Here is a 19,348-nt window from a genome sequence, read left to right as displayed (position 1 = left end):
AATCAAATATAAAGACGCATTTTTATCTTTGGAAACTTTTACGAACAAAAAAAAATTGTAGATTTGCGTAGATACTATAAATCATAAATTTGAAACTATGAAACTTGTAATTCAATTACTACTTTGGATTGTTATTGGTGTTTTAGGATATTTAACTTTTAACGCAGTTTATGAACCCATAGAGTTTAATAAGACCAAAGAAGTCCGTTACCAAAAAGTAATTGATCGACTAAAGGATATTAGAAAAGCTCAACTTGCACACAAACAAGTAACGGGAACTTTTGCAGGAAACTTTAATAACCTAATTACATTTGTAGATACGGCAGAGTTTACCGTTACGCAACGTAGAGATACTACAGTTTTAGATGAAGAATACAAGAAAACATATAATGTAGACCAATATATGAGTAAAACCATCATTGATACTATTGGTACAGTAGCTGTAAAAGATTCTATCTTTAAAAACTCTAAGCGTTATAAAGATATGATGTACGTTCCTACAACCAATAAAAAAGCGAAGTTTGAGATTGAGAACGGTAAGATCACTAAGAACAATACAGAGATTCCTGTATTTGAAGTAAAGGTTTCTAAAGATGCAATTTTACAAGATTTAGATAAAGATTTAATCATGCAAGAGAAGCAAGTGATTTCTGTTGATGGTGTAAATGGAAAATATATTAAAATTGGTTCCATGACAGAGATCAATACCAATGGTAACTGGCCACAAGTTTATGGAGCTAACGACCAATAATATAGAACCTACTAAAAATAAGTTATCCATCCTGATTGCTCAGGATGGATTTTCTTTTTGTACAGGTAACAAGGAGAGCCATAAAGTGGAAGATTTAAAGCATAAAACTTTCTTATCTCAACAAACTCCAGAGAACCTTCTTAAAGAAATAAAGCTTGGGATAGAACAGGCTTTTAGCAAGGAGGAAGCTGTAGATGAATTGGAAGTAATATATTCTAATACTTTAAATACCCTCGTTCCTGATGCATTCTTTACGGAAGAAAACCTCACAGATTATTTAAAATTCAACATTAAAATATTAGCTACAGATTACGTCACCTTTGATGATGTGGAAGCCATAAAAGCCAAAAACGTCTACATTCCTTACACGAATATCAATAATTACTTATTCGAAAAATTTGGGGAGTTTTCTTTTAAACACATTACTTCTAGTCTCATTGAGTTTGTAAAAAAACGAGATCTTAAGACTCGAGTTTTACTACACGTGCATCCCACTCATTTTCATATGATATTCTTTAAAGAAGGCGAATTACAATTAGCCAATAGCTTTAACTACCAAACCAAAGAAGATTTTATTTATTATGTGTTGTTTGTGCTAGAACAATTGGAATTAGATCCTCTTGAAATTCCTATCTTGGTTTTTGGACATATCGAAAAAGAAGACAGCAACTATCACATGTTATCTACTTATATTAAATATCTAGATTTGCTTAAAATAGATACGACTTCTATTTACTTATCTGAAAATATTACAGCAAATACTCAACTTCACCACCTCATTTTAAGTCAATTTTAATGCGCATCATCTCCGGAAAATATAAGAGTAAAAGAATAATGGCTCCCAAAAAGCTACCTATTCGTCCTACCACAGACATCGCCAAAGAAGGTCTGTTTAATATTTTAAACAATAGGATTCATTTTAGCGATATTTCTGTACTCGATTTATTCTCCGGCTCCGGAAACATCACTTACGAGTTTATCTCTAGAGGAACCAAAAATATTACGGTAGTAGACCAACACTACGGATGTGTAAAATTTATCAAAGAAACTTCCGAAGAATTAGAAGCTTCTATCGCTGTCATTAAAAGTGAAGTGTTTAAATATTTAGAAAAAGTCAACCTTAAGTTTGATCTTATTTTCGCTGACCCTCCTTACGATTTCTCGGATGAGCAATTTGCAAAAATTGTAGATCTCGTTATTAACAATGATTTTCTAGAAGAAGATGGCGTTTTAATTGTAGAACATTCTAAACATACGGGTAATTTAAAAGACCATCCTAACTTTACGGAAGATAGACGTTATGGAGGTTCTGTATTTTCTTTCTTTTCTAAATAAAAACCATCCGGCTAGCGGAGTGATTTTCAAGAGAAAATTGTATCGAAGCCCTACACTGTTAATTTGTTAATTTGAAAATGTCATAATTTGATAATGAAGTCTAGGTTCTAGAATCTATTTTCTATGCTCTAGTTCTATCTTCCAACTCAAAAAAGAAAAGAAAACCAGAGACCAACTGTATCGAAAGAATTTAAAAAGAAAAAAAGCAGACCTATAAGCCGGATTCTGTACCTAAAAAAAGGCCCTTATCATTTATCTGGGGTTTTTGTTGCCAAAAACCTCTAGCTGCCTACCCTCCAACATCGGGCGAGAACCCTCAAACATTGGTTTACATGACATTGCACCGCATAGAGTTTACCTGGTTTCACTACAGCATTACCTGTACATTCTTTCTGCTGCACTTGTCCTAATCCCAAAACAAGTTTGGTATTGGCGGCTGTTAGCCGCTATGCTTCTCTGTGGTGTCCGGACTTTCCTCTCCAAAAAAAATTAGAGCGATAAGGCGGTCTGCTTTCAACGCAAATATAGTTTTTTCAAAGATACCGATTGTGAATAACTATGATAAAAAATTAGCTTTCTATAAAGCAAAATAAGACACCTATTTCTATCTTTGTGAACGATGGAACATTTTATAGTATCTGCACGAAAATATAGACCCGAAACTTTTGATGATGTGGTTGGCCAAAAAGCCATTACCAACACGCTAGAGAATGCTATAAAAAACAATCATCTTGCTCAAGCACTTCTTTTTACAGGACCTCGCGGAGTTGGAAAAACAACTTGTGCTAGAATCTTAGCCAAAAGAATAAACCAACAAGCCACAGAAAATCAGCAAGAAGAAGATTTCGCTTTTAATATTTTTGAGCTCGATGCCGCTTCCAACAACTCGGTAGATGATATTCGTAATTTAATAGATCAAGTAAGGATTCCGCCGCAGGTTGGTTCTTACAAAGTATATATTATTGATGAGGTTCATATGCTTTCTTCCGCAGCTTTTAATGCGTTTTTAAAGACGTTAGAAGAGCCTCCAAAACACGCTATTTTTATTTTAGCCACAACAGAAAAGCATAAAATTATCCCCACTATTCTTTCTAGATGTCAAATTTTTGACTTTAAGAGAATTACCGTGACCGATGCCAAAGAATATTTGGCTAAGATTGCAAAAAGTGAAGGCGTTGAAGCCGAAGATGACGCCTTGCACATTATTGCTCAAAAGGCAGATGGTGCGATGCGTGATGCACTTTCCATTTACGATAGAGTCGTTAGTTTTTCTGGTAATAAACTTACAAGAGAAGCCGTTACAGAAAATCTAAATGTATTGGATTATGAGGTGTATTTTACGTCTACCCAGTCAATTTTAGACAATAAAATTCCTGAGCTTTTGGTGCAGTTCAATGAAATTTTATCCAAAGGATTTGATGGCAACCATTATATCGCCGGTTTAGCGTCCCATTTTAGAGATTTATTGGTTTGTAAAGATCAAGCCACTATTGCTTTATTAGAGGTAGGCGAAGAAACCAAAACCAAGTATTTTGAGCAATCACAAAAAGCTTCCCAAGAATTTCTATTGCATGCGATTGAGCTCGCCAATGCGTGCGATTTAAAATATCGCGCTAGTAAAAATCAGCGACTTCTCGTAGAACTTTGCTTAATGCAATTGGCTTCCATCACTTTTGATGGAGAAAAAAAAAAGTCTAAGCACTTTATAATTCCTGCCAAAAATTTTGTTTCTATAACTTCGGCCTCCAAAGAAGTAATAGAAACCAATGAGCATCCTAAAAATGCCACCAATAACGAAAAACCCGCTGAGTTTGCAGCGGGAAATCAACCTAAGCATCATCACGTACAAGAAAAACAAGCTTCTGTTCTTAACGCTTCCGCGGAAGAAAAAATCGCAAAGAAAAAAACCTCAGGTCTTTCTATAAAAAGTATTCAGCGTAAGAAAGAAATAGAAGCGCTAAAGAAGAATAAAACCGATAAAGAAGAAGTAAAGCTAGACAACAAGTTTTCAGAAAATCAAGCTTTAGCCGCTTGGAATGAATACACTGCGAGACTTCAGAAAAGAGGACAAAAAATATTAGCTTCAATTTTAGCCACAGACAAGCCAACTTTACATGATAAAATCCTTAAAATTAGCTTGCCTAATGCTACTATGAAAGTAGAACTGGAAAGAGCAAAAGGACCTGTCATTAATTTTTTAAGAAAGCGATTAAACAATTCTTACGTAGACATTGAGATTGAAGTAAATGAAACTATGGCAAAAAAATATGTTTTTACGGGAAGAGATAAGTTTGATAAAATGCTAGAAAAAAACCCGATGCTAGAAAAATTACGTACCACCTTTGATTTAGATATAAAATAATGCTTGGTTTAAAACTTCCTACAGATCCTCGTTGGGTCAATATTGCAGAAAAAAATCTTAAAGAAATTCTTATAGATCACGCCTATTGCGAACAAAAGGCAGCTTCTACTGCCATTTCATTAATTGTGAGCTTTCCAGAATTTACAGCACTTACACAAGCTATGGTAGATTTGGTTCAAGAAGAAATGAGTCACTTTAAGATGGTTCATGATGAGCTTTTAAAACGTGGCTTTGAAATGGGTAGAGATCGTAAAGATGAATATGTTTTACAGCTCATCAATTTTTTTCCTAAAGGTGGAAGTAGGATAGACCAAATGGTTCACAGGCTATTGTATGCCGCTCTAATTGAAGCCAGAAGCTGTGAGCGCTTTAAACTTCTTTCTGAAGAGTTAGAAGATAAAGGCCTTCGCGTTTTTTATAAAAAGCTCATGATAAGTGAAGCCAATCATTACACTATGTTTCTCAATTTTGCACGCCAATACGGCAATCGTGAAGAGGTAGATAAAAAATGGCAGTCTTTATTAGATTTTGAAGCCGAAATCATGAAAGACCTCAGCAAAAAAGAATCTATTCACGGCTAAAGCTTTTCTTTATTTTTCTCTTCTTTGTAAAGCGATTTAATAATCCCGTCTGAAAGTCCGATTTTAGGAACATATACTTTTCTTGATCTACTCCACTTCATCGCAGAAAGATAAATCTTGGTGGCGGGGATAATTACATCGGCTCTATCTGTATTTAAGTTGAGCTGAGATATTCTATCTTCATAGGTCAATGAATTAAGCAATTGATAATATGAGCTTAAATAAAAATAAGACAAAGGTTTGCCCATTTTTTGGCCGCTACTTTTAAAAATATTATTGATGTTTCCACCAGAACCAATTAGAGAAATCTTTGAATAACTTTTAGTGACTGTTTTTACCCAATCTTCCACTTCTTTCCATAATTTAGGCTCAACGATATCATTAAGAATTCTCACCGTTCCTAATCTAAATGATTTAGAACTAATAATTTTTCCTTCCGCGTAAAGCGTAAACTCTGTGCTACCTCCTCCAACATCTACATAAAGATAGGTCTTGTCACCTTGTGTTAACGCATGCAAATCTGTTGCAGCAATAATAGCCGCTTCGTGTTCACCGTCAATAATTTCAATATCAATTTTAGACTCTTTTTTTACCAACTCTGCCAACTCTTCACCGTTGCTCGCATCTCGCATTGCCGAAGTAGCGCAAGCTTTATAACGCTCTATTTGGTGAGATTTCATTAATAAATTAAAGGCCTGCATCGTATCTCGCATGCGCTGCATATTATACGAAGATATTTTGCCTTCTACAAAAACATCTTTTCCCAAACGCACAGGCACACGCACCAAAGAGGTTTTTTTAAACGTAGGCTCTTTACCTTCGGGTTCTGTAATGGTAGAGATTAACAATCTAACGGCATTAGAACCGATATCTATAGCGGCGTATTTTTTTATAATTAACACGTATATTTTGGCTTTTATTGTTTGGCTAAATTTTCTAAATAATAATCATAGGTAGCAAATTGACTTCTCAATTTGGGTAGATTGTTTTTTACGTATGTATTTTCTGATTCGTGAGAAAAATATCTTGCTTTTACGTTATCATCCCAACAAATCTCAAAGGTTTTTACCAATTCTTCTTGTATATCTTGCTGATAAATTGGACAAGAGATTTCTACTCTATAGTCCACATTTCTCGTCATCCAATCTGCCGAAGAAATATAAATTTTTCGATCTCCCGCATTTTCAAAAATAAAAAGTCTAGGATGCTCTAAGTATTTATCGATGATGCTAATGGCTTCAATATTTTCACTCATTCCCTCTACTCCTGGGATCAAGCAACAAATTCCTCTTACTATTAATTTTATCTTTACTCCTGCTCTGCTGGCTTGGTAAAGTTTATCTATCAATTTATAATCGGAAAGGCTGTTTAATTTTAGTTGAATTCCGCTAGGTAAATTTTGTTTTGCGTTCTTGATTTCAGTATTGATTAAACTTTCAAAACTGGATCTAGAATAATGAGGTGAAACTATGAGGTGTTTATATTTGTTGACTTTATAATTCGTCTCAAAGAATTCAAACACTTTATTTACTTCCTTTAAAATGGAAGCATTTGCGGTAAATAAAGTATAATCTGTATATACTTTGGCTGTATTTTCATTAAAGTTACCTGTACTGATGAAACCGTATTTTTTGAGTTTTTTATCTTCCAATCGCTCAATCACACAAGCTTTGCAATGTACTTTTAAACCAGGAACTCCAAAAATGAGTTTTACACCTTCTTGCTGCATTTGCTCTGCATAACGAATATTATTGGCTTCATCAAAACGCGCTCTTAACTCTATAGAAACGGTAACGCTCTTCCCATTTTTAACCGCATTGATTAATGAACTAGCGATATGTGATATTTCCGCTAGACGATAAATTGTAATTTTAATCGTTTGAACTTTAGGATCTAAAGCTGACTCCCTTAAAAATCTAATGGTATAAGAAAAGGTATGGTACGGCGTATATTGTAAATAATCTTTTTCGTTAATTTTTTGGAGTAAACTCCCTTGCATACTCAAGCCTTTTACTGGAAGTGCGCTGTACTTTTTATACAGTAAATTTTTAGCTCCCAAACTTGGAAATTTCATATAATCTCTACGATTATGATAACGCCCACCAGGAATAATACTGTCAGAATCATCAATACCCATTTTTGAAAGTAAAAAATGTAAGGTATCGTGTTCTATATTTTTGTCGTAGACAAATCTTACAGGTTGGCCTTCAATACGGTCTTTTACACTAGATAAGAGTTTTTCTATGTAACTTTTACTTAAATCACCTGCCATATCCAACTCAGCATCTCTAGTGATTTTAATCATATGCGCAGAAATACTTTTATAATCAAAAATATTGAAGATGCTCTGTAAATTATACCGAATAAGGTCGTCTAGAATAATGATATAATCTTTCCCATCGTCTGAAGGGACTTCCACAAATCGATCTATACCTCTTGGTATTTCTATAAGAATATATTGTTTTTCATCTACCTTAGCATTGTGCGGCGTATTTAAAATCATTTTTATAGCTAAATACGCAGAACTATCTTTTAATCGCGGAATTTCTTCTAAATCATTCAATAAGTAAGTCACTAAGGCCGGACTTACTTTTTTATGAAAATAATCTTTTAAAAATTGAGCTTGATGCTCTGTTACTTCGTTTTCACGGATAATAAAAATATCATGCTCTCGCAATTCATTCTGAATATTACTCAAAATATCTAAACTCTGCGATTGCTGATCGATAACAATTTGGGTAATTTGTTTTAAGAGCTTGCTGGCTGTAATTCCGCCAAGGGCTTTTTTTGCTCCTTTTCCTGCTTGGGCAATTCGTTTTACGGTAGCATAACGCACTTTAAAAAATTCATCTAAATTGTTAGAAAATATTCCGAGAAATCGCAAGCGCTCAATTAATGGCACCGTTTCATCTGATGCTTCTTGCAATACGCGTGCATTAAATTGCAACCAGCTGATTTCTCTATTGTTATACCTATTTTTCTCTAGCATTACCTAAACATCTTCGGGAAAAGTTTTACTAATGTTTTTCCGCTATTTATATCTTTCCAAGAATCTATTTCAAATTGCAAAACCACTAAACCTGTGGTAGGCAAATTATTAATCATATCATCCCCTAACTGATTTGTAAGATTCGTCATCGCAGGATTATGCCCGAAAAGCATTAAATTTTGAATTGAATCATCTGCATTTCTTACAAAATTTAATAGCTCACCTTCCTCAAAAGTGTACAATTCTTTTTTTACTGAAAATTTATCGTCTTCAATTTTTAAAGCTTCTTTAAATAATTTGGCTGTGGTAAGTGCTCTTACGGCGCTACTAGAAAATACGCAAGGTTCATAATTATTCTGAAGCTTAAAGGCCTTAATTACCAAATCTGCATCATTAAACGCTCTTTTTTTAAGAGGACGTTCGTGATCTGGTAAATCCTCTTTCCAGGAGGATTTTCCGTGTCTTACTAAAATAAGTGTTTTCATATATTATAAGATTATGGTGCTAAACGAAGAATCTTCCAATCTTGGTTTGAATCTTCTCGCTGATAAACAAACCTGTCGTGTAATCTATTAGCTCTTCCCTGCCAAAACTCCATTTCCTGAGGTTTCACAAGGTATCCTCCCCAAGTTTCTGGGCGTTTAAAATCGCCATCTTCTTGTTGAAGTTCTTCTAATTTCTTTTCCAAAAATTCGCGATCTGGAATGGGATTACTTTGCGGCGAGACCATTGCCCCCATCTGACTTCCTCTTGGTCGAGAAGAAAAATAAGCATCAGACTCTTCACTAGAAACTTTCCCTACCGTTCCTTTAATGATGACTTGCCGCTCTGCTGCTGGCCAAAAGAAGGATAAGCATACTTTGGGATGCTTTTCTATAGCTAAGCCTTTTTCACTTTTGTAGTTGGTGTAAAAAATAAATCCATCTTCAGAGAATTTCTTAAGCAGTACAATACGCGTTTTAGGGAAACCATCTTCCCCAACCGTACTTAAACTCATAGCATTTACCTCTTCTACCAATTGTGCTTTCTCTACTTCTGTAAACCACTCTTTAAAAAGAATAAGAGGATCAGCTTGAAGCTGACCTGAGTTTAATTCTGATTTCTCGTAAGATTTACGATAATTTTGCAAGTCTTTTTCCATATTGCAATTTACAAGAATCTAGCTTAGGGAAAAAATGAATGTATAAAGTTTAATCAATTTATAAGGTTGAGACGTAAACAGACCCAATACTGCTGGAACCAAGAAACAAGACTTGTTTTTAACTAGCTGATAAACAGAAGTGTTTAAATTTAAACTATGTCTAATCACTCTGTGTAAAATCAATTTCAGCAAAAAATCAGAAGGTTTTTCTAGTCAATCCTATTAATCAAAAGAAAATCTTTTTCCGTCTTCTGCCAAAGTTACATTTATAAAATAAGTTTCTGCTTCTTCTTTAAACAATTGAAGATCATCGTAACGGGTAGAATAATGTCCTAAAATGAGTTGTTTGGCTTCCGCTTCTTTGGCGATTAGCGCTGCTTGTTTAGCGGTAGAATGCTTGGTAGGCTTACATAAATGTTCGTGCGATTCTAAAAATGTCGACTCATGGTATAAAGCCGTAACTCCCTTTATTTGATTGGTAATTGAAGGTAAATAAGCGGTATCACTACAAAAAGCATAACTTTTTATAGGTGGTGGCGCACTGGTTAGTAATTCGTTTTTAACTAGCGTTCCATCTTCTAAAGTAACATCTTTTCCTTTTTTAATACTTCTGTAATAGGCTTTGTCAATATCATAATTAAGCACTTCATTCATCAGCAATTTGCGGTCTCCTTCTTTCTCTTTAAATAAATAACCGTTGGTATACACGCGATGATCTAAAGGAATGGTTTCTACCGTTACTTTGTCGTTTTCAAAAATAAGTTCTGGAGAATTACTGCTTAATTCGTGAAAATACAAGCCGTAACCAGTCCACGATTTCGACATCTTCAGTTGTAAGGTGATGATTTCTTTAATTCCTTTAGGACCATAAATGTGCAAATCGGTTTCTCTTCCCAATAAATTGAACGTAGAAACAAGTCCGATAAGGCCAAAAAAATGATCCCCGTGAAGATGAGAAATAAACACATGTTTGATGCGAGAAAACTTTACTTTTTGTCTTCTCAACTGCATTTGTGTTCCCTCTCCGCAATCTATTAAAAACATATGATTAGCGATGTTTAATACCTGCGAAGTTGTGTGGTTATAGGTACGCGGAGTAGCAGCGTAGCAGCCGAGAATCGTTAATTGCATCATCAATAGGTTTTAAAACTTAAAACGCATCTAAATCGCGCTCTATCTCTTCCATTTGAATAACATCTTTTGCTTCTAGCAGGGTAGGCACCACCATCAACTCTGGCGGAACATCATCTATCATTAAAGTTTCACTTACCAAAACAAAAGATTTTTTTTGCGAACGATGTTGGTTAGAGATCGGTAAAAAGGCTAATAAATCTGATAAATCTAATTGTTTATATTTTAAAATATCAACCACCAAATTTTTATCTGCAATATCTTTATTTCCTGCTCCTTTTAAATAAGAAGCAAACTTTTTAATATCATCTTTTTCATCTTCTACAACGGTATAAAAGTCTTTTTCTACTATTTTCATGCTTATTTAATTTTTGAAGCCAAGAGATAAATTACGGCCATTCTTACGGCGACTCCATTTTGAACTTGATCTAATATAATGGCGTGTTTAGAATCTGCCACATCACTGGTTATTTCTACTCCTCTATTAATAGGACCAGGATGCATAATCACAATTTCTTTTCCTAATTGATCTAATATTTTTTTATTGACTCCATATTGCTGCGTATATTCTCGTGTGCTGGGGAAGTAAGTCATATCCATACGCTCGTTTTGTACCCGTAACATATTGGCTACATCGCACCATTCTAAAGCTTTTATAAGATTGGTCTCTACCTCTACTCCTAATTCTTCAATATGTTTGGGAATTAAAGTTTTTGGACCGCATACTTTTACTTTCGCGCCTTGCATTTGTAGGGCAAAAATATTACTTAAAGCTACTCTACTGTGTAAAATATCACCAACAATCACCACCTTTTTTCCTTTAACATTTCCCAACTTTTCCTTGATAGAATAAGAATCTAACAAAGCTTGCGTGGGATGCTCGTGCGCGCCATCTCCCGCATTAATAATTTTTGCATCTACATGTTGAGATAAAAATACCGCAGCACCGGGATTGGGGTGTCTCATCACTACCATATCCACTTTCATAGACAAGATATTGTTCACCGTATCAATAAGCGTTTCTCCTTTCTTTACGGAAGAAGAAGCGGCAGAGAAGTTCACAATATCAGCACTAAGACGCTTTTCTGCCAACTCAAATGAAAGTCTGGTGCGGGTACTGTTTTCAAAAAAGAGATTGGCAATAGTTATGTCCCTAAGCGAAGGAACCTTTTTTATGGGACGGTTGATCACTTCTTTAAAATGATCTGCAGTCTTAAAAATAAGTTCTATATCTTCTGCTTTAAGATATTTAATTCCCAATAAGTGGTCTACACTTAATTCACTCATAAATGCGTTATTTTTTTACAAGATAAACACTGTCTTCATTTGCGTTTTCTACCCAATTTACCAACACTTTCTCATCGTTAATGGCATCTACTCGCCTCCCATTATAATCGGGCTGTATAGGCAAATGCCTGCTAAACCTTCTATCTATAAGCGTTAACAGTTCTATCTCTTTAGGTCTCCCAAAGGATTGTATAGCGGTTAAAGCGGCACGTATGCTACGCCCTGTAAAGAGAACGTCATCTATAAACACAACATTCTTATCTTCAACCAAAAAATCTATTTTTGTTTTGTTAGCTTCTAAAGTTTTACCTAGTCTTCTAAAATCGTCTCTATAAAATGTAATGTCCAGTTTTCCTGTTTTCACTTCTGGCAAAGCGTAATCTTCCTTTAAAATTTTTTGAATTCTGTTAGCCAAAAAAGTTCCTCTGGGTTGAATTCCCACTAAAACGGTTTCAGAAAAATCTGAATGTTTTTCTAACAACTGACAAGACAGTCGATGTAAGATAATTTCTATCTCTTTGGCGTTAAGTAAAAGTTTTTGACTCATGTAAGAAAGAAATTCGGTATTTTGATTAACAAAAGTAACTAAAAATATTGTTCTATATGCTCAATATATAGTGGCAATTTTACAATTCTAAAAGTTATACAACAATTGTGGGTATCTATGTTAATAAAAATAGGAAGCATTATGGCATTTGTTCAGTTATTAAAATATATTTGTAGATATTAAATTTTCAATTGCATTCACATGAAATTTATAGTATCAAGTTCATATTTACTAAAACAACTTCAGATTTTAGGAGGAGTTATCAATAACAGCAATACGTTACCAATTTTAGATAACTTTTTGTTTGAATTAAATGAGAACCAACTTAAAGTATCTGCTTCAGACTTAGAAACGACTATGTCTGCCGTATTGGAAGTAGATTCCGACTCTAATGGAAAAATAGCTGTTCCTGCGAAATTACTTCTAGACACTCTAAAAACATTTCCAGAGCAGCCTCTTACCTTTATTATCGAAGAAAACGGAACTTTAGAATTAAGTTCTAGTCACGGTAAATACGCTTTAGCATACGCCGATGGGGAAGAATTTCCTAATGCGGTAGAATTGGAAGATCCTAGTCAAACCATTATTCCTGCAGAAGTTTTATCTACAGCGATTAGCAAAACCATTTTTGCTTCTGGAAACGATGATTTAAGACCTGTGATGAGCGGAGTATTTTTTCAATTCTCTACAGAAGGCTTAACTTTTGTTGCTACAGATGCGCACAAACTGGTAAAATATACCAGAGAAGATGTTACCGCTACCCAAACGGCAGAATATATTATGCCTAAAAAACCTTTAACTTTATTAAAGGCGATTTTATCTGGAAGCGATAGTGATGTTTTGATTGAATACAACGACTCTAACGCCAAATTTTCTTTTGATGAAACCCAATTGGTTTGTCGATTGATTGATGGTAAATATCCTAATTACGAAGCGGTAATCCCTAAGGAGAATCCTAATAAATTAACGATAGATAGAAGTCAGTTTTTAAGTTCAGTGAGAAGGGTTTCTATTTTCTCTAATAAAACAACTCACCAAGTAAAATTAAAGATCGCTGGCGCGGAATTAAATATTTCTGCGGAAGATATTGATTACAACAATAAAGCAGAAGAGCGTTTAACTTGTGACTATCAAGGAGACGATATGCAAATTGGTTTCAACTCGCGTTTCTTAACTGAAATGCTAAATAACCTAAATGCAAACGAAGTTCAACTAGAAATGAGTCTTCCTAATAGAGCAGGTATTTTAACGCCAAAAGACGGCCTCGATGAAGGTGAAAAAGTCACTATGCTTGTCATGCCTGTGATGCTTAACAGCTAAAAACAGCAACTAACTAACCAATTATAACCGTTAACCACTCTAAACCCGGCAAATTTTGTCGGGTTTCTTTATTTCAATTTTTTAAGGCGTTAAATTTATATTAAACCCAAAGTAAAAGTTGATTTTGAGGTGGTTTACTACTAAATTAACAAATAAATTAAACTTTAAATTATGAAAGATTACGGGACATTATCTCAAGCTATTAATAAATTAAAATTAGAGGAAGGATATACCATCGATTTTAACCTTGTAGATGAGCATTTAGAAAATAAAAAAGATAAAGAAAAATATACGGCAAAAGAATTTGAAGTTGATAAAGTACTTCGTTTTGAAGGAATGAGTAATCCAGGAGATAATTCTATTTTATATGCCATTACCACCTCTAACAATAAAAAAGGTTTACTTACTGATGTCTATGGCGCAGAAGCTAGCCAAATATCTAAAGAGATTCTAAAAAAATTAAAAATTAAGTAGAGTTTAATTCAGGTTAAAATTTTATTAAAGCCAGTTTATTTGACTTTTAAATCTTTTAACTATTGTATTTTCGAATCACAAAACAAAAAATTATAAATTAAAGCTATGAAGTATTTAAATTTAGATAAAAAATCGACGATTAAAACGGTAGAGCAACTCAACGTACTGTTGGCAGATTATCATTTATATTATCAGAAATTAAGAAATTACCACTGGAATATTGTAGGAGAGAGTTTTTTCTATTTGCACGAAAAATTTGAAGAGATGTACGATGATGCAATGCTTAAAATTGATGAGATCGCAGAACGTATTTTAACTTTAAGATACCAACCTAACAGCAATTATTCTGAGTATTTAAAACTGTCTAACTTGCAAGAGTCACCTTCAGAAAAATCTGATAAGCAGATGGTGAAAGAGCTTTTAGAAGACCACGGAAAATTACTTTCTCAAATGAGTAAGGTTGTAGAAGTAGCTGATGAAGGTGGTGATGAAGGTACCATCGATTTAATTGGTGCTTACATTAGAGAGTTAGAGAAGACAAGCTGGATGCTAGATGCTTGGTTAATGAAGACTAAGGAAACCCACTCAAAAATATAGATGATTAGATTTTTAAGTTTTATTCAGGATAAAAAAGAAGAAGTCTTCAATATTACCGATTCCGTATCTGGGATTTGGGATAAAATGGCAGGTTGGGTAAATAAAATTATACTCAATCTGCCTAATTTTATTTTAGCCATTGTGGTGATGATACTTTTTGTATTCATTGCCAAACTCGTAGTGAAGTTTGTTAACAAACTTATGAGGAAGCGAAATGTTAGTGCCTCTATTCTAAATATTACAGGTAGTTTTGTGAAAATTATCATCATCGCTATTGGTTTCTTTATAGCGCTGGGTGTTTTAGATTTAAATAAAGTTTTGACGTCTGTTTTAGCAGGTGCTGGGGTTATAGGTCTTGCCCTAGGTCTAGCTTTACAAGGTACGCTTCATAACACTTTCTCTGGGGTAATTTTGAGTTTTAGACCAGAGCTAGAAGTAGGTGATTGGATAGAGAGCAACGATTTTGCCGGAGAAGTACAAGAAGTAAATCTACGCAATGTTGTTATTAAACAATCTGATAATAACCTAGTCGTCATTCCCAATGTCAAGATTGTAGATAGTCCATTTAAAAACTTCTCTAATACGGCTCGATCCCGAGTCATGCTAGGGTGTGGAGTGGGGTATGAATGCGATTTAAACGAAGTTGAAGAAATTGCTGTTAAAGTGATACAAGATGCTTTTGAACAAAGCGAAGGCGAAAAAGTAGAATTTGCTTACACCGAATTTGGTGGAAGTTCTATAAATTTTGTAGTACGATTTTGGACAGATGTAAGCAAACAAAGAGATGTTCTATTTGCTAAACATAAAGCCATTTTAGCGATTTGGAAAGCTTTTAAAGAACACGATATTAATATTCCTTTCCCAATTAGAACACTTGACTTTGGAAAAAATAAGTTTAGATCTGAAACCATTCAGATTAATTCTAATTCAGAAAATTCTTCATCTAATGAAAATTAGATTTGAGATTTGAGATTTGAGATTTGAGATTTGAGATAAAAAAATCCGCTTTTTTAAAAGCGGATTTTTTTATCTTACTATCTAATTACACTTTAAAATGTAAACCCTAAACCGAAGCTAAAACGCCACCCATCTTCGCCATTAAACATACTGAATTTTCCATTGATAGATTGCGCACTATTAATGAAAATACCTCCTCCATAATCGCTATGCCATTTGTCACTTCCATCTTCTGATTGCCAAATTCTACCCAAGTCTCCTCCTGCAAAAAGACCAATTTGAATAGGAAGAAATCGGGTTCTAAATTGATTAAAACTATAGCGTAAATCTGCTCCAGTAGAAAACGATCTTTGTCCAGAAAATCTTTCATTGCGGTAACCTCTCAACCCAGTTTCTCCACCTAATTGAGCTGCTTGATAAAACTCATAACCATTACCAATATTGATTTGAGAATCTACGTGAGAATTAATTACCCATTTTCTATTTCTAGATATAGAATTGTAAAATTCTAAATGCGGTTTTAAGTAAGCATAAGAATTCCCTAACTCTGTCGTATTAAGGTTTCCGCCAAATGTAAGCTCAAAATCCATACCTCGTGTAGGATTTATCTCATCATCGTAACTTTCATATTTATAGGTAGCATGAGCGCCTACGTAATATTTTCTTTCAAAAAATTCATTTCCGTCCGCAGTGCCCCAATTAGAGATATACCTATTTTCCACATCTCCTAACTTTACAGTTTCAAAAGAAAGCATATATTCAAAATAACTACCAAAAGGCGTTGCTTGTTTTAACCCTGCTTCAACTCCCATTCTATTTATTTCTACGCGATTATAATCATGAGAAAAACCATTTTCAGCAAAATTGGTGGTTTCATTACCAAAACCAAAAAAGTTAGTAGAATACTTATTATTGGTATAGTGAGCTCCAATAGCAAAGTTAAAATCACCTAAAACGTTCGCAAACTGAGCATCATAATTTATTTTAAATCCATTGTAAGCGGTATAATATGTCGCTTCAATTTCGTGTTGTGAAGTAAAAGGGTTTCGTTTAAAACGATTATTTGTGAGAACGGCGTTTGCACCAATTTGAAATCCATCATCTGGATTGTAAGCAAGTCCAGGCTGTAAGGCAGTAGAACTATAGATTCTTTTATCCTTATTATAAATATTTACTGAATACTTATCAGTAAGTCTTAATTTGGCATTTCCTATCTCATCTAAGGTATTTGGTTTAGACTTATGATCGTAAACGGTAATTCCCTTACCGTTTTCAATTTTGAAAATATCGTTATTTTGTCCTCCAATAATTTTGATAGGGATATAATGATTCGATTCCCCCACTACACTAAAAACATCATCATCATCTAAACCATAAATCCAGATATCGTTTGTTTCCTCCTTTAAGTATGTTTTATAACTTACCACATATTTACGATCACCTTGAATATTTCTATAAATAGAGATATTTGTACTTCCGTCTTCCAATCGAGTAATATCAATAAAATCATCTTTATCTGTTGCAGTCACAATCGCTAATTTTGCAAAATAATTATAATATTCCTCTGCAATGTCTACTATATTTCCCCTTCTACCCTTTAATTCTTTCTTTAATTTCTCTGTGGTTTCTTCAGTTTGAATTTCTTGAGGAAGTTTAGAAAATGCAGTTTCTATGACGTCATCTGTGATACGATCTTGAATATACTTTGCTTGATTCAACCATTCTTCTTTTCCCAAATTTTGAAGTAATGCTCTATCCAATCCTACTACAGATGAATTGAACCAAGCGATATCTGAAATATTTTCTCCGTAGGTACTAAATTGATTCCCAAAACCAGTTAATCCTCTAAGCGTGGCAAAAAAAGCACCGTCAAAATTGGAAAAAACTTGATCTCTATCTCGCGGAATTGGCTTAAAAGTTTTGTTTCCTTCTTCGTCTCTAAACTCAGACCAACGCCATTGATCTTGGTGTCTATCCCAATCTCCAATTAACATATCAAATATTCTTGCTCTAATGTAAGTCGCCTCATCCAAATGATATTCTTCATCTCTGCGTAAACGTTCAAATAAACCAGAGGTGCTTTCAATATCTTCATTTGGTCTTCCAAATTTATCTGAATCCATCCAACCTCCTTCGGGTCTTTCTACGAGCATATATAATTCATCTCCGTAATTTTCATTATACTCCTTAAGCGCTTCTTGCTTTGGAACGTAGAAAATTTTGGGATTGGTGTGGTAAATATCAATCGCTTCAGATAAATCTGGTACAACCATAAAAGCATAAGGATGTGCCGCCGTATAAAAATCTTGAATAGCTTTTTCAGCTAAAGTATTTTCAAAATCTTCACTTACATGTTTATCTTTAAATGCTACCGTTTGTAATAATTTCAAAGCACTTTTTCTAAGCGCTCTCAAATTGTAATCTCTGCCTTGTTTATCTTTTAGTCGAAGTGACCTTGTTTGATGACCTCCTCCTGCACGTATTACTTTCATCCCACCATATAAAGTGTCTAAATAAGCTACAGGAGCTTTTATTTTTTTTCCGTAAAGATTTCTATATTGATTTCCAAAAATGCTTTTATATACAACCCCTTTTTCTGCTTCTTCTTGCTCGTAGATAGAAGTTTGAATGAATGGGGACTCTACTTTTTCAGAAATTAAAGGAATAAAGTCAAATTTTTTCTTAGCCTCAAACACTTCTTGCTGAAACATTAAAACAGGTTCGTTATCTATACTTCTATAGAATTTCACCCAGGTAGAACCATCTTTAAAAACATCGTAAATAGCAAAACCTTGCCCTGGAAAAGCAAAAACACCATTGTTTCTTAGACTAGCGTAGGACTCTTTAGAACCAGAACCAGATACAATTTGATGTATGTTATCTTCTACATTGTATTGCAAATTGTGCTCATGACCAGATACAAACATTACATTTTCGTAACCCGAAGCTGCCGTAGATATACGGTCTACCATATTTTTATACCGTTCATTTTGTGCATCTTGAATAGAAACCCCTCCTGTAGTCCTAATTAAGGTTGCTAACGACCCCAAAATAGGTAAGGGAATTTTATTTTGTGAAGGATACAAGTGTTTATTAAAATGATAATTTCCTCCATGTATCCCGTTAGTAATTAGCGGATGGTGTAAAGCCACTACAACATTCTTATTTTCGTTCTTTTTTAATTCACTATCCAACTCTAGCAACATCGCTTCCCGAGTTTTAATTTCTGAACAATTGTCATTAATTGTGGGATTGTTATCCCAATTTTCTAGAAACCACTGGGAGTCTATAATAATTAGCGTAAGCTCTTCTGAAAGTTCTCTAACCTCAAAGCCGCAACCCGTATTGGGCGCCCAAACATTGTTTTTTTTTAATCGATTTTCTATATAATCTCTTTGCTCGTTGAGCCCATGAATTCCTTCATCATACCAATCGTGATTTCCAGGAATAAAAATAATATTTCCCTCATAAGTCTCTAAAGCATCTAATTGTGCGTCAATTCTATATTCAGATTGTGTTCTAAGCGGTGCACCCTTCGGAGGCATTCCTGCAGGATAAATATTATCTCCTAGAAATATAGTGGTTGAGTTTTTTGACTGAATAGAGTCTAGCATCGATTTAAATGCTAAAATACCTAAAGAAGTTCCTCCTACTTGTGAGTAACCAGCATCACCCAACAAGAAGAAACGATGTTCTAATTCTTTCTGACTAGGGTAAACGATTGATTTTTGTGCCTCTTTATCTTTGTATTTTGGATCAAAAGATGCGCAACTAAACATCACTAGAATAGCTATGATTGTTAGAACTATGTTATTTTTTCTCATAAATATTAAATCAACTTCGATTTTTTGTAATTTGCGGGATATTCAATTTTGA

Annotated in this window: 18 protein-coding genes and 1 other RNA gene; 9 read left to right on the top strand and 10 right to left on the bottom strand. The window is 34.1% G+C overall.

Annotated elements, in window-relative coordinates; genetic code table 11:
* Window positions 1-97: 97 nt before the first annotated feature.
* The 3 genes from RLT85_RS11005 to RLT85_RS10995 are packed head-to-tail and all read left to right on the top strand — an operon-like array spanning window position 98 to window position 2,086.
* Window positions 98-751 (top strand): hypothetical protein, encoded by a 654-nt coding sequence (locus tag RLT85_RS11005; protein ID WP_311402094.1) that lies wholly within the window; start codon window positions 98-100, stop codon window positions 749-751.
* Window positions 711-1,547, top strand: a complete 837-nt coding sequence (locus RLT85_RS11000; protein WP_311402093.1) for a DUF3822 family protein — start codon at window positions 711-713, stop codon at window positions 1,545-1,547. Before RLT85_RS11005 ends, RLT85_RS11000 begins: the two co-directional genes overlap by 41 nt.
* Window positions 1,547-2,086, top strand: a complete 540-nt coding sequence (locus RLT85_RS10995; protein WP_311402092.1) for an RsmD family RNA methyltransferase — start codon at window positions 1,547-1,549, stop codon at window positions 2,084-2,086. The genes RLT85_RS11000 and RLT85_RS10995 overlap by 1 nt, the downstream gene beginning before the upstream one ends.
* 198 nt (window positions 2,087-2,284) lie before the next feature.
* On the opposite strand, the gene rnpB is transcribed toward RLT85_RS10995, so the two are convergent.
* Window positions 2,285-2,600, bottom strand: an RNA gene (rnpB, locus tag RLT85_RS10990) — RNase P RNA component class A.
* 105 nt (window positions 2,601-2,705) lie between these two features.
* Here rnpB and RLT85_RS10985 point away from each other — a divergent pair.
* Both RLT85_RS10985 and RLT85_RS10980 read left to right on the top strand, forming a co-directional pair.
* Entirely contained in the window at window positions 2,706-4,448 is a 1,743-nt protein-coding gene (locus RLT85_RS10985) for a DNA polymerase III subunit gamma/tau (protein WP_311402091.1), read from the top strand.
* The gene (locus RLT85_RS10980) at window positions 4,448-5,029 is read left to right on the top strand and encodes a MiaE family protein (protein WP_311402090.1); all 582 of its coding nucleotides are present in this window, start codon (window positions 4,448-4,450) and stop codon (window positions 5,027-5,029) included. Before RLT85_RS10985 ends, RLT85_RS10980 begins: the two co-directional genes overlap by 1 nt.
* On the opposite strand, the gene RLT85_RS10975 is transcribed toward RLT85_RS10980, so the two are convergent.
* The 8 genes from RLT85_RS10975 to pyrR form a co-directional block, all read right to left on the bottom strand.
* Window positions 5,026-5,931 (bottom strand): Ppx/GppA phosphatase family protein, encoded by a 906-nt coding sequence (locus RLT85_RS10975; RefSeq protein ID WP_311402089.1) that lies wholly within the window; start codon window positions 5,929-5,931, stop codon window positions 5,026-5,028. The two genes, RLT85_RS10980 and RLT85_RS10975, sit on opposite strands and share 4 nt — an antisense overlap.
* Before the next feature lie 14 nt (window positions 5,932-5,945).
* Window positions 5,946-8,018 (bottom strand): polyphosphate kinase 1, encoded by a 2,073-nt coding sequence (gene ppk1, locus RLT85_RS10970; protein ID WP_311402088.1) that lies wholly within the window; start codon window positions 8,016-8,018, stop codon window positions 5,946-5,948.
* Window positions 8,018-8,503 carry a SixA phosphatase family protein gene (locus RLT85_RS10965; RefSeq protein WP_311402087.1) on the bottom strand — a complete coding sequence of 162 codons (486 nt, stop codon included), beginning with the start codon at window positions 8,501-8,503 and terminating at the stop codon, window positions 8,018-8,020. The genes ppk1 and RLT85_RS10965 overlap by 1 nt, the downstream gene beginning before the upstream one ends.
* An 11-nt stretch (window positions 8,504-8,514) precedes the next feature.
* The gene (gene pdxH, locus RLT85_RS10960) at window positions 8,515-9,159 is read right to left on the bottom strand and encodes a pyridoxamine 5'-phosphate oxidase (RefSeq protein WP_311402086.1); all 645 of its coding nucleotides are present in this window, start codon (window positions 9,157-9,159) and stop codon (window positions 8,515-8,517) included.
* Window positions 9,160-9,381: 222 nt separating this feature from the next.
* Window positions 9,382-10,290 carry a ribonuclease Z gene (locus RLT85_RS10955; RefSeq protein ID WP_311402146.1) on the bottom strand — a complete coding sequence of 303 codons (909 nt, stop codon included), beginning with the start codon at window positions 10,288-10,290 and terminating at the stop codon, window positions 9,382-9,384.
* Window positions 10,291-10,309: 19 nt separating this feature from the next.
* A complete protein-coding gene (locus tag RLT85_RS10950) occupies window positions 10,310-10,648 on the bottom strand; it encodes a ribonuclease Z (protein WP_311402085.1) in 339 nt (112 codons plus the stop codon).
* Window positions 10,649-10,650: 2 nt separating this feature from the next.
* Complete coding sequence (locus tag RLT85_RS10945) at window positions 10,651-11,577, bottom strand: aspartate carbamoyltransferase catalytic subunit (protein WP_311402084.1); 927 nt, start codon at window positions 11,575-11,577, stop codon at window positions 10,651-10,653.
* Window positions 11,578-11,584: 7 nt separating this feature from the next.
* Window positions 11,585-12,124: a bifunctional pyr operon transcriptional regulator/uracil phosphoribosyltransferase PyrR gene (gene pyrR / locus RLT85_RS10940; protein ID WP_311402083.1), complete on the bottom strand. Its 540-nt coding sequence runs from the start codon at window positions 12,122-12,124 to the stop codon at window positions 11,585-11,587.
* A gap of 201 nt (window positions 12,125-12,325) precedes the next feature.
* Here pyrR and dnaN point away from each other — a divergent pair, with 201 nt between their 5' ends.
* The 4 genes from dnaN (at window position 12,326) to RLT85_RS10920 (ending at window position 15,472) form a co-directional block, all read left to right on the top strand.
* Window positions 12,326-13,444, top strand: coding sequence for a DNA polymerase III subunit beta (dnaN, locus tag RLT85_RS10935; RefSeq protein ID WP_311402082.1), 1,119 nt, complete (start codon window positions 12,326-12,328; stop codon window positions 13,442-13,444).
* Between the two features lie 171 nt (window positions 13,445-13,615).
* On the top strand, window positions 13,616-13,918 hold the full coding sequence (locus RLT85_RS10930; RefSeq protein WP_311402081.1) for a phosphoribosylpyrophosphate synthetase: 303 nt from the start codon (window positions 13,616-13,618) through the stop codon (window positions 13,916-13,918).
* Between the two features lie 105 nt (window positions 13,919-14,023).
* Window positions 14,024-14,515, top strand: a complete 492-nt coding sequence (locus RLT85_RS10925; RefSeq protein ID WP_311402080.1) for a Dps family protein — start codon at window positions 14,024-14,026, stop codon at window positions 14,513-14,515.
* Window positions 14,516-15,472 carry a mechanosensitive ion channel family protein gene (locus RLT85_RS10920; RefSeq protein WP_311402079.1) on the top strand — a complete coding sequence of 319 codons (957 nt, stop codon included), beginning with the start codon at window positions 14,516-14,518 and terminating at the stop codon, window positions 15,470-15,472.
* 92 nt (window positions 15,473-15,564) lie between these two features.
* Here RLT85_RS10920 and RLT85_RS10915 read toward each other — a convergent pair whose 3' ends face one another.
* On the bottom strand, window positions 15,565-19,296 hold the full coding sequence (locus RLT85_RS10915) for a metallophosphoesterase (protein WP_311402078.1): 3,732 nt from the start codon (window positions 19,294-19,296) through the stop codon (window positions 15,565-15,567).
* Between the last annotated feature and the right edge of the window lie 52 nt (window positions 19,297-19,348).

Source organism: Mesonia ostreae, from assembly GCF_031845265.1.
GTDB classification, from domain to species: Bacteria; Bacteroidota; Bacteroidia; order Flavobacteriales; family Flavobacteriaceae; genus Mesonia; species Mesonia ostreae.
This window is presented reverse-complemented; position numbering and strand designations above follow the sequence as displayed.

Coding starts and splice junctions, on each gene's coding strand:
- RLT85_RS11005 (WP_311402094.1), top strand. CDS start 98: ATGAAACTTGTAATTCAATTACTACTTTGGATTGTTATTGGTGTTTTA.
- RLT85_RS11000 (WP_311402093.1), top strand. CDS start 711: ATGGTAACTGGCCACAAGTTTATGGAGCTAACGACCAATAATATAGAA.
- RLT85_RS10995 (WP_311402092.1), top strand. CDS start 1,547: ATGCGCATCATCTCCGGAAAATATAAGAGTAAAAGAATAATGGCTCCC.
- RLT85_RS10985 (WP_311402091.1), top strand. CDS start 2,706: ATGGAACATTTTATAGTATCTGCACGAAAATATAGACCCGAAACTTTT.
- RLT85_RS10980 (WP_311402090.1), top strand. CDS start 4,448: ATGCTTGGTTTAAAACTTCCTACAGATCCTCGTTGGGTCAATATTGCA.
- ppk1 (WP_311402088.1), bottom strand. CDS start 8,018: ATGCTAGAGAAAAATAGGTATAACAATAGAGAAATCAGCTGGTTGCAA.
- RLT85_RS10965 (WP_311402087.1), bottom strand. CDS start 8,503: ATGAAAACACTTATTTTAGTAAGACACGGAAAATCCTCCTGGAAAGAG.
- pdxH (WP_311402086.1), bottom strand. CDS start 9,159: ATGGAAAAAGACTTGCAAAATTATCGTAAATCTTACGAGAAATCAGAA.
- RLT85_RS10955 (WP_311402146.1), bottom strand. CDS start 10,290: ATGCAATTAACGATTCTCGGCTGCTACGCTGCTACTCCGCGTACCTAT.
- RLT85_RS10950 (WP_311402085.1), bottom strand. CDS start 10,648: ATGAAAATAGTAGAAAAAGACTTTTATACCGTTGTAGAAGATGAAAAA.
- RLT85_RS10945 (WP_311402084.1), bottom strand. CDS start 11,577: ATGAGTGAATTAAGTGTAGACCACTTATTGGGAATTAAATATCTTAAA.
- pyrR (WP_311402083.1), bottom strand. CDS start 12,124: ATGAGTCAAAAACTTTTACTTAACGCCAAAGAGATAGAAATTATCTTA.
- dnaN (WP_311402082.1), top strand. CDS start 12,326: ATGAAATTTATAGTATCAAGTTCATATTTACTAAAACAACTTCAGATT.
- RLT85_RS10930 (WP_311402081.1), top strand. CDS start 13,616: ATGAAAGATTACGGGACATTATCTCAAGCTATTAATAAATTAAAATTA.
- RLT85_RS10925 (WP_311402080.1), top strand. CDS start 14,024: ATGAAGTATTTAAATTTAGATAAAAAATCGACGATTAAAACGGTAGAG.
- RLT85_RS10920 (WP_311402079.1), top strand. CDS start 14,516: ATGATTAGATTTTTAAGTTTTATTCAGGATAAAAAAGAAGAAGTCTTC.
- RLT85_RS10915 (WP_311402078.1), bottom strand. CDS start 19,296: ATGAGAAAAAATAACATAGTTCTAACAATCATAGCTATTCTAGTGATG.